Source organism: Mycobacterium sp. JS623 (assembly GCF_000328565.1).
In the GTDB taxonomy this organism is placed as follows: domain Bacteria; phylum Actinomycetota; class Actinomycetes; order Mycobacteriales; family Mycobacteriaceae; genus Mycobacterium.
Genome location: NC_019966.1, coordinates 2,648,542 through 2,660,174 on the forward strand (window position 1 = coordinate 2,648,542; position 11,633 = coordinate 2,660,174).

Annotated in this window: 15 protein-coding genes; 12 read left to right on the top strand and 3 right to left on the bottom strand. The window is 65.2% G+C overall.

From position 1 onward, the window contains the following. Window positions 1-9 precede the first annotated feature (9 nt). The 7 genes from tesB to MYCSM_RS13020 all read left to right on the top strand — a co-directional run bounded on the left by tesB (window position 10) and on the right by MYCSM_RS13020 (window position 4,602). Complete coding sequence (gene tesB / locus MYCSM_RS12990) at window positions 10-849, top strand: acyl-CoA thioesterase II (RefSeq protein WP_015306617.1); 840 nt, start codon at window positions 10-12, stop codon at window positions 847-849. Further along, complete coding sequence (gene pdxT, locus MYCSM_RS12995; RefSeq protein WP_015306618.1) at window positions 846-1,430, top strand: pyridoxal 5'-phosphate synthase glutaminase subunit PdxT; 585 nt, start codon at window positions 846-848, stop codon at window positions 1,428-1,430. The genes tesB and pdxT overlap by 4 nt, the downstream gene beginning before the upstream one ends. A 73-nt stretch (window positions 1,431-1,503) precedes the next feature. Next, window positions 1,504-2,175: an SDR family oxidoreductase gene (locus MYCSM_RS13000; RefSeq protein WP_015306619.1), complete on the top strand. Its 672-nt coding sequence runs from the start codon at window positions 1,504-1,506 to the stop codon at window positions 2,173-2,175. Between the two features lie 48 nt (window positions 2,176-2,223). Further along, complete coding sequence (locus tag MYCSM_RS13005; protein WP_015306620.1) at window positions 2,224-3,072, top strand: class I SAM-dependent methyltransferase; 849 nt, start codon at window positions 2,224-2,226, stop codon at window positions 3,070-3,072. A gap of 104 nt (window positions 3,073-3,176) precedes the next feature. Further along, window positions 3,177-3,341: a hypothetical protein gene (locus MYCSM_RS13010; protein ID WP_015306621.1), complete on the top strand. Its 165-nt coding sequence runs from the start codon at window positions 3,177-3,179 to the stop codon at window positions 3,339-3,341. Between the two features lie 65 nt (window positions 3,342-3,406). Continuing rightward, window positions 3,407-4,162 (top strand): YebC/PmpR family DNA-binding transcriptional regulator, encoded by a 756-nt coding sequence (locus MYCSM_RS13015; RefSeq protein WP_015306622.1) that lies wholly within the window; start codon window positions 3,407-3,409, stop codon window positions 4,160-4,162. Between the two features lie 11 nt (window positions 4,163-4,173). After that, window positions 4,174-4,602 (top strand): ester cyclase, encoded by a 429-nt coding sequence (locus MYCSM_RS13020; protein WP_015306623.1) that lies wholly within the window; start codon window positions 4,174-4,176, stop codon window positions 4,600-4,602. 1 nt (window position 4,603) lies between these two features. Here the strand turns inward: MYCSM_RS13020 and MYCSM_RS13025 are convergent, their stop codons facing one another. The 3 genes from MYCSM_RS13025 to MYCSM_RS13035 form a co-directional block, all read right to left on the bottom strand. Beyond that, the gene (locus MYCSM_RS13025; RefSeq protein ID WP_051073748.1) at window positions 4,604-5,380 is read right to left on the bottom strand and encodes a methyltransferase; all 777 of its coding nucleotides are present in this window, start codon (window positions 5,378-5,380) and stop codon (window positions 4,604-4,606) included. A 90-nt stretch (window positions 5,381-5,470) separates the two neighbouring features. Further along, entirely contained in the window at window positions 5,471-7,429 is a 1,959-nt protein-coding gene (locus tag MYCSM_RS13030; RefSeq protein ID WP_015306624.1) for a molybdopterin-containing oxidoreductase family protein, read from the bottom strand. Between the two features lie 27 nt (window positions 7,430-7,456). Next, complete coding sequence (locus MYCSM_RS13035) at window positions 7,457-8,287, bottom strand: alpha/beta fold hydrolase (protein WP_015306625.1); 831 nt, start codon at window positions 8,285-8,287, stop codon at window positions 7,457-7,459. A 67-nt stretch (window positions 8,288-8,354) separates the two neighbouring features. Here MYCSM_RS13035 and MYCSM_RS13040 point away from each other — a divergent pair, with 67 nt between their 5' ends. From MYCSM_RS13040 to MYCSM_RS13060, 5 genes are read left to right on the top strand one after another with little or no spacing between them, the layout of a single operon-like run. Continuing rightward, on the top strand, window positions 8,355-8,966 hold the full coding sequence (locus tag MYCSM_RS13040; protein WP_015306626.1) for a TetR/AcrR family transcriptional regulator: 612 nt from the start codon (window positions 8,355-8,357) through the stop codon (window positions 8,964-8,966). Between the two features lie 32 nt (window positions 8,967-8,998). Beyond that, window positions 8,999-9,565 carry a crossover junction endodeoxyribonuclease RuvC gene (gene ruvC / locus MYCSM_RS13045; protein WP_015306627.1) on the top strand — a complete coding sequence of 189 codons (567 nt, stop codon included), beginning with the start codon at window positions 8,999-9,001 and terminating at the stop codon, window positions 9,563-9,565. Then, window positions 9,562-10,149 carry a Holliday junction branch migration protein RuvA gene (ruvA, locus tag MYCSM_RS13050; RefSeq protein WP_015306628.1) on the top strand — a complete coding sequence of 196 codons (588 nt, stop codon included), beginning with the start codon at window positions 9,562-9,564 and terminating at the stop codon, window positions 10,147-10,149. The genes ruvC and ruvA overlap by 4 nt, the downstream gene beginning before the upstream one ends. Beyond that, complete coding sequence (gene ruvB / locus MYCSM_RS13055; protein ID WP_015306629.1) at window positions 10,146-11,207, top strand: Holliday junction branch migration DNA helicase RuvB; 1,062 nt, start codon at window positions 10,146-10,148, stop codon at window positions 11,205-11,207. The genes ruvA and ruvB overlap by 4 nt, the downstream gene beginning before the upstream one ends. 8 nt (window positions 11,208-11,215) lie before the next feature. Beyond that, on the top strand, window positions 11,216-11,602 hold the full coding sequence (locus MYCSM_RS13060) for a DUF1304 domain-containing protein (protein WP_015306630.1): 387 nt from the start codon (window positions 11,216-11,218) through the stop codon (window positions 11,600-11,602). The last annotated feature ends 31 nt before the right edge of the window (window positions 11,603-11,633 follow it).

Here is an 11,633-nt window from a genome sequence, read left to right on the forward strand (position 1 = left end):
CAACTCTGCATGGCGATCGAAGAGATCCTGAATCTCGAGCAGCTCGAGGTAAACATCTACCGCGGAAGTGTCTTCAGTCCGGAGTCGGGTTACTTCCAGCGCACCTTCGGTGGTCATGTGGCGGGTCAGTCTCTGGTGTCTGCGGTGCGCACCGTCGATGCGCGCTTTGCGGTGCATTCGCTGCACGGCTATTTCCTTCGGCCGGGAGATGCCAAGGCGCCGACGGTTTTTCTCGTCGAACGCCTGCGCGACGGTGGTTCGTTCGTCACGCGTCGGGTCAACGCGATCCAACACGGCGAGACCATCTTTTCGATGTCCGCGTCGTTTCAGATCGACCAGAGTGGTATCGAGCACCAGGACTCGATGCCCTTCGCGCCACCGCCCGACGATCTGCCCGGCTTCATCTCCAAGGGCGGGGCCTTCGACGACGCAGGCTTCGCGCAGTTCGCGGAGTGGGACGTGCGCATCGTTCCCCGCGAGGCGATGAAGCTGCTGCCCGGTAAGGCGTCACAGCAGCAGGTGTGGTTCCGCCACCGCGATCCGCTGCCCGATGATCACGTGCTGCACATCTGCGCCCTGGCATACATGAGCGACCTGACGCTGCTGGGCTCCGCGCAGGTCAACCACGTCGAGGAACGCAAACATCTGATGGTCGCGTCCTTGGACCATGCGATGTGGTTCATGCGGCCGTTCCGGGCCGACGAGTGGCTGCTCTACGACCAGTCGTCACCGTCGTCTTCAGGTGGCCGGTCGTTGACGCAGGGCAAGATCTTCACGCAGACCGGTGAGATGGTGGCGGCGGTGATGCAGGAAGGCCTCACCCGGTACAAGCGCGACTACACGCCATGAGCGCCCCGCGCGTCGGCGTGCTCGCGCTGCAGGGCGACACCCGCGAACACCTGGCCGCGTTGCGTGAGGCGGGCGCCGACGCAACGACGGTTCGTCGCCTCGCAGAGCTCGAGGCCGTCGACGCGCTGGTGATCCCCGGCGGCGAGTCCACCACGATGAGTCACCTGCTGCGCGAGTTCGAACTGCTCGAGCCGCTACGGGCACGGCTGGCCGAGGGCATGCCGGCCTACGGCTCGTGTGCCGGGATGATCCTGCTGGCCACCGAGATTCTGGATGCGGGCGCCGACGGCCGCGAGGCCGTTCCGCTCAAGGCCATCGATATGACGGTGCGGCGCAACGCCTTTGGCCGCCAGATTGACTCTTTCGAGGGTGATTTTCCATTTGAGGGGCTCGACGATCGCGTGCATGCGGTGTTCATCCGTGCGCCGTGGGTGGAGCGCGTCGGCCCCGATGTGCAGGTGCTGGGCCGCGCCGCTGATCACATTGTCGCGGTGCGGCAGGGCCGCATGCTCGCGACGGCGTTTCACCCGGAGATGACGGGCGACCGTCGTATTCACAAGCTGTTCGTCGAGATGCTCTAGCGCGTTATGGAATATTCGGTACGAAACCAGGCTTGTTGGGGATGACAGCATCAGCCCACCCCGAGGAGAAGCCATGACGACCGAACAGATCACCGCACTAGTAACCGGAGCCAACCGCGGATTGGGCAAGCGGTTCGCTGAGCAGCTCGTCGAGCGCGGCGCGAAGGTGTATGCCGCGGCCCGTCGGCCCGAGACGATCGACGTGCCGGGTGTGATTCCCGTGCAACTCGACATCACCGATCCGGAGTCCGTCGCCCGCGCTGCCGAGGTGGCCGGCGACGTCAATGTATTGATCAACAACGCAGGCGTGTCGACCGGCGCATCGCTGCTGACCGGGTCGCTGGATGATGTGCGTCTGGAGATGGAGACCCACTACTTCGGCACGCTCGCCGTGACCCGGGCGTTCGCTCCGATCATCGAAGGAAACGGCGGCGGATCGATCCTGAACGTGCTCTCGGTGTTGTCGTGGTTCCATGCGCCCGCACTGGGTGCGTACTCCGCGGCCAAGGCGGCGGGCTGGGCGATGACCGATGCGCTGCGGCAGGAACTCGCTCCGCGCGGGGTCCATGTGGCTTCCCTTCATGTGGGGTATATGGATACCGACATGGCCGCGTTCGCGCCGGCAGACCAGAAGACCGATCCGTCGACTGTCGCGAAGCTCGCCTTGGATGGCCTATTCGCGGGTGAGCCGGAGATCCTCGCCGACGACCTGACGCGCCAAGTAAAGGCCGGGCTGTCCGGCTAGTGCACGCAAACCGGCCGTCTGGCAACCGCGAATTTATAAACTCACGGGATGCAAGGGGCCAGTCAGACGGCAGTGATGACCGCAGTCAGCCGTGGCGCTCACCACTTCATGGACCCGGACCCGATCTTCAGCGACACCTATGCGCTGGCGCTTGTCGGCATGAGCGAATTGGAAGCGGTCGAGTTCCTCAGGGCCGCCGGCCCAGAACGGCTGTGGCACGTGGCCCGCCTCTTCGTCTGCCAGCGTTCCCGGTTCGTCGAGGAAGCGGTCGAACGAGCGGTCGCGGACGGCGTCAACCAGTTCGTCGATGTAGGCGCGGGGTTGAGTTCGTTCGCATGGCGCAGGACTGACTTGCTCCAGACCCTTAACGTGTTCGAGGTCGACCATCCCGACACGCAGTCAGTCAAGCGTCAGCGTGTCGATGCTGTTGGGTTGACCTGTCCGCCCAATATGCATTTCGTGGCGGTGGACTTCAACGCAGCCGACAGTCTCGCTGATGCGCTCACGGGTGCAGGTTTCGATGCTTCGAAGCCGTCGATCTGGTCCTGGCTCGGGGTCGTCACGTATCGGAGGGTTGATGCAGTTCGATCGACCCTTGCAGAAGTTGCCGCGCTTTCGACGAAGCGATCGACACTCGTCGCTTCGTTCGGTGTTCCCGATGAGTTCATGGAACCCGCATCAAGCGAATTCGCTCACCTCGTCCGAGAGTTGGTCGCCAAAATCGGTGAGCCACAGGTCACGTGGCTTCAGCCCGAGGAAATGGAGACCATTGCGCGGGAGGCGCACTGGCGACAGGTGACCAGCGTGGATCCCGCGTCATTCGCGCCGTGGTTCGCCGGTCGATCCGACGGCCTGCAACCGGTTCGGTATGAGTGGCTACTGGTAGCCGAGAAGTAACCGCGGTCGGCCATGACGATGATCGAGGTGGAGCCGCAACCACGCATTAACACGCGGGCTCAGCTCGAGGTGACGCGACGCTTTCGGCCTCTGTGGTCTTGCGGATGTCCGGCGAAAGGGCTGCGATCGTCAACGCCGCGGCGACGTTCACCGATGACCCGTCGGGTGCCCCGACGTGGATTCAGGTGCACGTCAGCGGACACCTCGGCTGGCCGGCGGGCGTCGGCTACCGGGTAATGGCGCTGACGCCCACCAGCGCAGTTCGGTGAGGCATAAACCTCCACGTAGACTCGTTGATCGGACTTTGCATCGTTAGAAGGAGAGCTGTACCTGCATGAGCGGCCATTCCAAGTGGGCCACCACCAAGCACAAGAAGGCCGTGATCGACGCCCGCCGCGGCAAGAACTTCGCCCGATTGATCAAGAACATCGAGGTGGCCGCGCGCGTCGGTGGCGGTGATCCCGGCGGCAACCCCACGCTGTACGACGCCATCCAGAAGGCCAAGAAGAACTCGGTGCCCAACGACAACATCGAGCGGGCCCGCAAGCGTGGCGCGGGCGAGGAGGCCGGCGGCGCCGACTACCAGGCCATCACGTACGAGGGCTACGGCCCCAACGGCGTCGCGGTGCTGATCGAGTGCCTGACCGACAACCGCAACCGCGCGGCCGGCGAGGTGCGCGTCGCGGTCACGCGCAACGGCGGCAACATGGCCGATCCCGGGTCGGTGTCCTACCTGTTCTCCCGCAAAGGTCTGGTCACGCTGGCCAAGGACGGCCTCACCGAGGACGACGTGCTGACCGCAGTGCTGGAAGCGGGGGCAGAAGAAGTCAACGATCTCGAGGACAGCTTCGAAATCATATGCGAGCCAAGCGATCTCGTTGCAGTACGCACCGCGTTGCAGGATGCAGGCATCGACTACGAGTCGGCGGAGGCCAGCTTCCAGCCGTCGGTGAGCGTGCCTGTGGACCTCGACGGCGCCCGCAAGGTGGTCAAGCTGATCGACGCGCTCGAGGATCTCGACGATGTGCAGGACGTCTACACCAACGTCGACATCCCTGACGACGTCGCCGCCACCCTGGACGAGGAGTAGCCCCAACCAGCATGTCGACTTCCGAGGTGGCCGCTAACAAGGCGCTGTTCAAGCGCTTTCACGATGCCGCCAACTCCGGTGACTTCGACTTGCTCGCGAAGACGATCGACGACCTCGTCGCTGCGGACGCAGTGGTTCGCACGCCGCTGCCAATCGACACGAACGGCGCGGAGGCGCTGAAGCAGATCTGGGCGATGCTGCTCCGCATTTATCCCGATATCCACCTGACGGTCGAGGATTTGATCGGCGAGGGGGACAAGGTCGTCGGCAGGACGACCGTTACCGGCACGCACCAGGGCGAGTTCATGGGTGTCGCACCGACGGGCAAGCCCGTCACGTACAACGAGATGTTCATGTTCCGCGTCGCCGACGGCCGGGTGGTCGAGACATGGGGCGTCGTCGACGTCTATGCGCAAATGAAACAGATTGGCGTCATCTAGCTCAGGTCGCCCTGGCCTCCACCAAACTGAACGGCGATGCGGTCGGGACCGCGCGAGTCATTTCAAATCCCGTATCTCGCAACAATTCTCGGTACTCGTCTGCGGTGCGTTCGCGCCCCGAATTGCCCACCAGCATCTCCAAATCCAGCCATTTCGTCGCGAAATCGCGATCGTGTTGGGGTATCAGGGATTCGACCAGCAGCAATTTCGAATCCAAGGCCGCCGCGGCCCGCACGGTCTTGAGGATTTGCATGGCTTTGTCATCAGACCAGTCGTGAATGATGTTCTTCAGCACGTACAGATCACCGCCCTCGGGAACGGTCTCGAAGAACGAGCCCCCGACGATGCTGACGCGGTCAACGACTCGATGTTTGCGCAGCAGCGGCTCGGCACCCGCCACCACATGCGGGAGGTCAAACAAGATGCCTTGCGCTGTCGGTGCTGCTGACAACATGCCGGCGAGCAGCCGTCCGTGCCCGCCAGCCACATCGACGATGGTCCGATGCTCGGCGAAGTCGTAGGCAGCGAGCACCGCGGTCAGGGCCAACTCGGTGAAGTTGGTCATCGCCTGGTTGAAGACTTCGCTCAGTTCCGGATCGCTCATGGCCCAGTCGAAGGCCGGCATTCCTCGCAGCTTCGGGACAACTGACTCACCGGTCCTGATGGCTTCGATGCAGTGGCTCCAGTGCTCACGGTCCTCCGGCGAGCCGACGAATCGGGCGAAGGCCGCCATAGAATCCGCAGTGTCCGACCGCAGCGTCATGGCCAGCGGGGTCACGTCGTAACAGGCGGAACCTTCAGTGAAATACCCACGTGGCCGAGTATCAGCCGACGAACAGCAGACGCACCGAGTAGCTGAGTACTCGAATCACGCCGGGTGCAGGCTGACCGGCACGCCGGAGTAGCGCGTCATCCCGGTGACCAGGTCGATGTCGTCCTTGCTGGTGAGCAGATTGACGTTCGCCCCGGCATGGCCATGGGGCACCGAGACCGCGCCGCGGCGAACAGATGCATCCACCCGCGCGACGCCGGTCAGTTCGCCGTGCTCACTGCGGACACGGACTTTCTGGTCGTCCGAGATTCCCGCCGCCGCGGCGTCGTCGGGATGGACGACGATTTCGGCGGCCTCGCCGAGGAATTCGAGCTGCGCGTTGAGCCGCCGCAACTGTCGTCGCGGCACGAGCACCAGCGGTGCGGGCTCCCGCAGCGCGTTCAGCTGCGCGACGAGCACGCGGGGCGCCAGCCGCCAACCGCCGAGCCGTTCGACGTGCCGGTCCACCCACGGCGCAGGCAGCTCGTGGTCGGCCTCGGCCCAGCCGTTGGCGACCAACTCGTCGTACGGCGTGCGGCCGCTCGAGCTCAGCTGCGCGAGCATCGCCTCGTCGGTGGCATTGGGATCGGCGAGCTCGTGGCCGAGGCGCCGACCGATCTCCGCCAGCACCCACCACATCGAACGTCGTTCTCCCACGGGGGTTACCAGCGCGTCGGTGTGTTGTGCGCAGACCCGCGGGCAGAGGAAATCCCACAGCGTCACGTCGGGCCGTTCGAGCTGACCCTTCGTCGGAAGCACATGTGTCGAGGCCGCCGTCGTCGCGTTCGGCAGGATCTCGGTGGTGACCAGCACGTCGAGCTTCTGCAGCGCGGGCAGCAACGACCCCGCGTTCGGAAACCCGGTGAGCATGCTGCCGCCGAGATTCAGAAACGCGCGGATGTTGCCCGCATTGATCTCGTCGGGAAGCGTGGCGCAGGGCCATTCCCGCAGAAACGCCTGCGTCTCAGGGCGACTGCGCGGCCCGGGGCCGAAGCGCCCTTCCGGCGGCGTAATCGGCAGTTCGAAGCTCTCCAGCTGGTAGCCGAAGCCGGGATGGAACCAGATGCCGCCGGGGCGGTTCATTGAATCAGTGATGATCAGCAGCGCCCACGAAAGCCATTGCGTCACATTGGCACTCGGCGACATCGTGACGCCGGTGCCGGTGTCCACCGCGATGCGGCCGGCTGTGCGTATCGCGCCCAGTAGCCGTTCGAGATCGGCTTCTGGAACGTCGGCGATCGCGGCCGCGTGCTGCACGGTGAACGGTTCGACCGCGGCTGTCAACGCGTCGGAATCCTGCGCAGGCGCCTTGACCCCGTCGCGCAGTACTTCGCGCACCAGATATGCGAGCACCGCGTAGTCGGTGCCCGGCCGCGGCGCCAGGTGATGGGTCGCGAGCCGTGCGGTTTCGGTGTAGCGGGGGTCGACCACCCAGACCTCGGCCTGCTTGGCCAGGTCGCGGATGACGCCGCGCGGATTCGGCATCCCGACGCTATGCCCATGGGAGACAACGGGATTGCTGCCGACGAACATCGCGAACGTGGCGTTTTCATAGTCAGGCCGTGCAGCCAGCGATGGCGTGCCGCCCATCAGGTCGGCCATCAACACCTTGGCGGTGCCGTCGATGGTCAGCGGGCTGAACTTCGCAGGCGTGCCTATCGCGGCATGCAACTGTTGCGCGACGCGATAACCGACGGCGTCCATGCCCACACCGGTACCGAAATTGATCCCGACGGATTCGGGTCCATATCGGTCGATGGTGTCGCGCAGTCGAGCGCCGAGGTCGTCCAGGCATGCCTCCCACGTGGTGTCCTGCAGCGTGTCGTCGACCCGCATCTGTGGACGCTCCAGCCGGTCGGGATGATGGTGAATCTGCGGAAGCGCGCGGCCCTTTGGGCACGTGTAGCCCTGCGAGAACGGATTGTCGCGGTCGCCGTGCACCGCCACCACGTGGTCCCCATCGAGGTCGACGAGGATGCCGCACACCGACGTGCAGACCCGGCAGAAACTGCGCACCGTTCTCACGGTCGGAGAACGTTACCCTCAGCCGGTGAGAAACGCCCCGATTTCCCGCGCCGTCTGCTGCGGCTGATCGAGCATCACCAACACGTTCGCATCGTCGACGTATCGCAGCGTCCCGCCGGTGAGCCCGGCAAGTCGAGTCGCATGGCCATCAGGCATCACCGGGTTGCGACTCCACAACACCAGCACCTCGCCGTCGAAATCGGCAAGCCGGTTGGTGGCCCGGATCAGCTCGGCCTTGTCGAACTTGGTGCGGCAATACTTGACGAGGTCATGGCGGATCCGTCGGTCCGCCAATCCCGCCGCCATCCACTGGTCGACAATATCTTGAGGGACAGGCTTTTTCGCCATTTGGCCGAATATCAGCCATTGCTTGCGCAGCCAGCCGATCTTGAGCTGCCGCATGGCCAGCAAGACCGTGGCCGTGTTACGGCTGGCCAGCCAGGCCACCTTCCCGGGCAGGCCGGGCGGGAAGTTGTCGAACGCCTCCGACGGGCAGATCACCAGGCGCACAACACGTTTGTCGCGACCAGCGTCGGTGAGGAACAGCGGCCCACCCCAGTCGGTGACGACCAGCGTGACGTCGGCGAGGTCAAGCGCGTCGAGAAAGTCGGCGACGATATCGACCATCCCCTGCAGCGTCAGGTCCGCCTCCGCGCGCATCGGGATCCGGTGTGCGCCCATCGGAAGGACCGGCAACAGATACCGAAAGCCGGCGGGTAGCAGTGGCAGCGCAAGGTTCCACTGCGCATCGTTCATCAGCAGGCCGTGCAGGAGGACGACGGCAGGCCCGTTCGGGTCGCCCTCGTCGCGGTATTCGATGGTTCCGGCAGTGACGTCGACGGATTTCATGGCGGCCTTCCGGCATTAGAACGGTGATTCTAGAACGTATGCTCTAGTCTGTCGTCAGGAGGCGCAGATGGCAAGGTCCACCCGAGAATCGATCCTGACCGCGGCGGCCGAACTGATGCGACACAAGGGCTACGGCGCGGTCGGCATGAAGGACATCGCCCAGGCATCCGGCGCGCCGATCGGCTCGCTGTACCACCACTTCCCCCGCGGCAAGATCCAGATCGCGCGTGAGGCCTTGACCAACGCCGGTGCCGCCTACGCGCTGCTCATCCCGTCGATCGTCGACTCGTACGATGACCTCGGCGCCGCGATCGACGCCGTCTTTACCCAGGCCGCCGAGGACATGGCCGGTACCGGGTTCGCGAACATGTGTCCGGTGGCCAGCGTTGCCGCCGAGATCGCCGACACCGTCGAGGAACTCCGCGAGACATCTGCGGCCGTGTTCCAGGGCTGGGTGGACGGGGGCAGCGCGTACTTCGCCTCGCGAGGGCTCGACCCGTCGCAGGCCCGCGCGGTGACCCTTGCCCTGATCGGCGCTTTGGAAGGCGCTTTCGTGTTGGGCCGCACGCTTCGTAGCGCCGAGCCGCTGCTCGCCGCGGGCCGTGCCCTGGCCCCGCAGTATCGGGGAGTGCAGCTGCTTCCGCGTGTCGTTCAGGAAGGCGTCGTACTCGGCCGTTAACCTGTCGAACAGGTGTTCACAGGAGGCTTGACGTGCGGGTAATGGGAGTCGACCCCGGGTTGACCCGCTGCGGCCTGTCCGTGATCGAGGGCGGGCAGGGTCGTCAGGTCACCGCGCTGGACGTTGACGTGGTCCGGACCCCGTCCGACGAGCCGCTGCACCATCGACTGCTCGCGATCAGCAACGCCGTCGAGTACTGGATGGACACCCATCGTCCCGACGTCATCGCGATCGAGCGGGTGTTCTCACAGCAGAACGTCTCGACGGTGATGGGCACCGCTCAGGCCGGCGGCGTGATCGCGCTGGCGGCCGCAAAGCGTGGCATCGACGTGCACTTCCATACACCCAGCGAGGTCAAGGCCGCGGTTACCGGCAACGGGAACGCGGACAAGGCGCAAGTCACCGCGATGGTGACCAAAATCCTTGCGCTGCAGACGAAACCGACGCCCGCCGACGCAGCTGATGCGCTGGCGCTGGCGATCTGTCACTGCTGGCGTGCCCCGATGATCGCAAGAATGGCGACGGCGCACGCGTTGGCCGCCGAGCAGCAACGTAAGTACAAGGCGACTTTGAAGGCCAAGGCAAAGGCGGCACGATGATCGCATCCGTTCGCGGCGAAGTCCTCGATATCGCACTCGACCACGTCGTCATCGAAGCATGCGGCGTCGGCTACAAGGTGATGGCAACCCCTTCGACGCTGGCGACGCTGCGCCGCGGCAGCGAGACCCGGCTGATCACCGCGATGATCGTGCGCGAGGACTCGCAGACGCTGTACGGCTTCGCTGACGCCGATGCGCGTGATCTGTTCCTGACGCTGCTCGGGGTTTCCGGGGTGGGCCCCAAGATCGCGCTGGCCACTCTCGCCGTTTATGACGCGCCGTCGCTGCGGCAGGCCCTGTCCGACGGCGACGTCACCGCGTTGACCCGGGTGCCCGGTATCGGTAGACGTGGCGCCGAGCGCATGGTGCTCGAGCTGCGCGACAAGATCGGGGCAACGCACCCGGCAGGTGCGGTGGCGTTGAACGGTCACTCGGTGCGCACTCCGGTCGTGGAAGCCCTTGTCGGACTTGGCTTTGCGCTCAAGCAGGCCGAAGAGGCCACCGACAAGGTGCTCGCCAACGAGCCGGAGGCCACCACGTCAAGCGCGCTGCGGTTGGCGCTGTCGATGCTGGGTAAAAAGTGAGCCGGTTCGAGAACGACGAAGAACCCGAAGACCGGGAGGTCTCGCCTGCGCTGACTGTCGGCGAGGGTGACGTCGACGCCAGCCTGCGGCCGCGGTCGCTGGGCGAGTTCATCGGGCAGCCCCGGGTGCGCGAGCAATTGCAGCTCGTCATCGAGGGCGCCAAAAACCGCGGCGGCACACCGGATCACATTCTGCTGTCCGGGCCGCCGGGCCTCGGCAAGACTTCGCTGGCGATGATCATCGCCGCGGAACTCGGTTCGTCGCTGCGGGTTACGTCTGGGCCGGCCCTGGAGCGCGCGGGCGACTTGGCCGCCATGCTGTCCAACCTTGTCGAGCACGACGTGCTGTTCATCGACGAGATCCATCGCATCGCCCGGCCCGCCGAGGAGATGCTGTATCTGGCGATGGAGGATTTCCGCGTCGATGTGGTGGTGGGGAAAGGCCCTGGCGCAACATCGATTCCACTCGAGGTCGCGCCGTTCACGTTGGTCGGGGCCACCACTCGGTCCGGTGCGCTGACCGGCCCGCTGCGTGACCGGTTCGGGTTCACCGCGCACATGGATTTCTACGAGCCTGCCGAGCTGGAGCGGGTGTTGACCCGCTCGGCGGGGATCCTCGGTATCGAGTTGGGTGCCGATGCGGGCGCCGAGATCGCCCGCCGGTCACGTGGCACCCCACGCATTGCCAACCGGTTGCTGCGCCGCGTTCGCGACTACGCGGAGGTGCGAGCCGACGGCGTGATCACCCGCGACATCGCCAAGATGGCGCTCGAGGTGTACGACGTCGACGAACTCGGCCTCGATCGACTGGACCGGGCCGTGTTGTCCGCGCTGACACGAAGTTTCGGTGGCGGACCGGTCGGAGTGTCGACGCTGGCCGTCGCGGTGGGGGAGGAAGCCACCACCGTCGAGGAGGTGTGTGAGCCGTTCCTGGTGCGCGCCGGGATGATCGCGCGCACCCCACGTGGACGCGTCGCCACGGGTCAGGCGTGGACGCATCTCGGACTGACGCCGCCCAGCGGGGTCAGTGGCTTGGGGCAGGCAGGGTTGTTCGACTAGGAGGTCAAATGATCTATGCGGGTTTGCTTTTCGCGGTTCTCGCGGCCCTGCTCCATGTCTACATCTGGGTGATGGAGTCGCTGACCTGGACGTCGGCGCGCACCCGCGCGACGTTCGGTACCACCCACGAGGAAGCGGTGGCCACCAAGGAACTCGCCTTCAATCAGGGGTTCTACAACCTGTTTCTGGCGATCGTCGCCGCGGTCGGGGTGATCTGCGTAATCGCCGGACACCGACCAGTGGGTGCGGCATTGGTGTTCGCGGGGGTCGGTTCGATGCTCGCCGCGGCGCTGGTGCTTTTGGTGTCATCACCGGACAAGGCACGCGCGGCCATTACGCAAGGAACCCTCCCTCTCGTTGCGGTCGTGCTCCTAGCGATCGGGTTGTTGGTCTAGCGACGCGGCGATCTCGGTGTGGCTGACGCTT

Coding starts and splice junctions, on each gene's coding strand:
- ruvA (WP_015306628.1), top strand. CDS start 9,562: ATGATCGCATCCGTTCGCGGCGAAGTCCTCGATATCGCACTCGACCAC.
- MYCSM_RS13000 (WP_015306619.1), top strand. CDS start 1,504: ATGACGACCGAACAGATCACCGCACTAGTAACCGGAGCCAACCGCGGA.
- MYCSM_RS13035 (WP_015306625.1), bottom strand. CDS start 8,287: ATGAAATCCGTCGACGTCACTGCCGGAACCATCGAATACCGCGACGAG.
- pdxT (WP_015306618.1), top strand. CDS start 846: ATGAGCGCCCCGCGCGTCGGCGTGCTCGCGCTGCAGGGCGACACCCGC.
- MYCSM_RS13040 (WP_015306626.1), top strand. CDS start 8,355: ATGGCAAGGTCCACCCGAGAATCGATCCTGACCGCGGCGGCCGAACTG.
- MYCSM_RS13010 (WP_015306621.1), top strand. CDS start 3,177: ATGTCCGGCGAAAGGGCTGCGATCGTCAACGCCGCGGCGACGTTCACC.
- tesB (WP_015306617.1), top strand. CDS start 10: ATGGCGATCGAAGAGATCCTGAATCTCGAGCAGCTCGAGGTAAACATC.
- MYCSM_RS13060 (WP_015306630.1), top strand. CDS start 11,216: ATGATCTATGCGGGTTTGCTTTTCGCGGTTCTCGCGGCCCTGCTCCAT.
- MYCSM_RS13005 (WP_015306620.1), top strand. CDS start 2,224: ATGCAAGGGGCCAGTCAGACGGCAGTGATGACCGCAGTCAGCCGTGGC.
- MYCSM_RS13020 (WP_015306623.1), top strand. CDS start 4,174: ATGTCGACTTCCGAGGTGGCCGCTAACAAGGCGCTGTTCAAGCGCTTT.
- MYCSM_RS13015 (WP_015306622.1), top strand. CDS start 3,407: ATGAGCGGCCATTCCAAGTGGGCCACCACCAAGCACAAGAAGGCCGTG.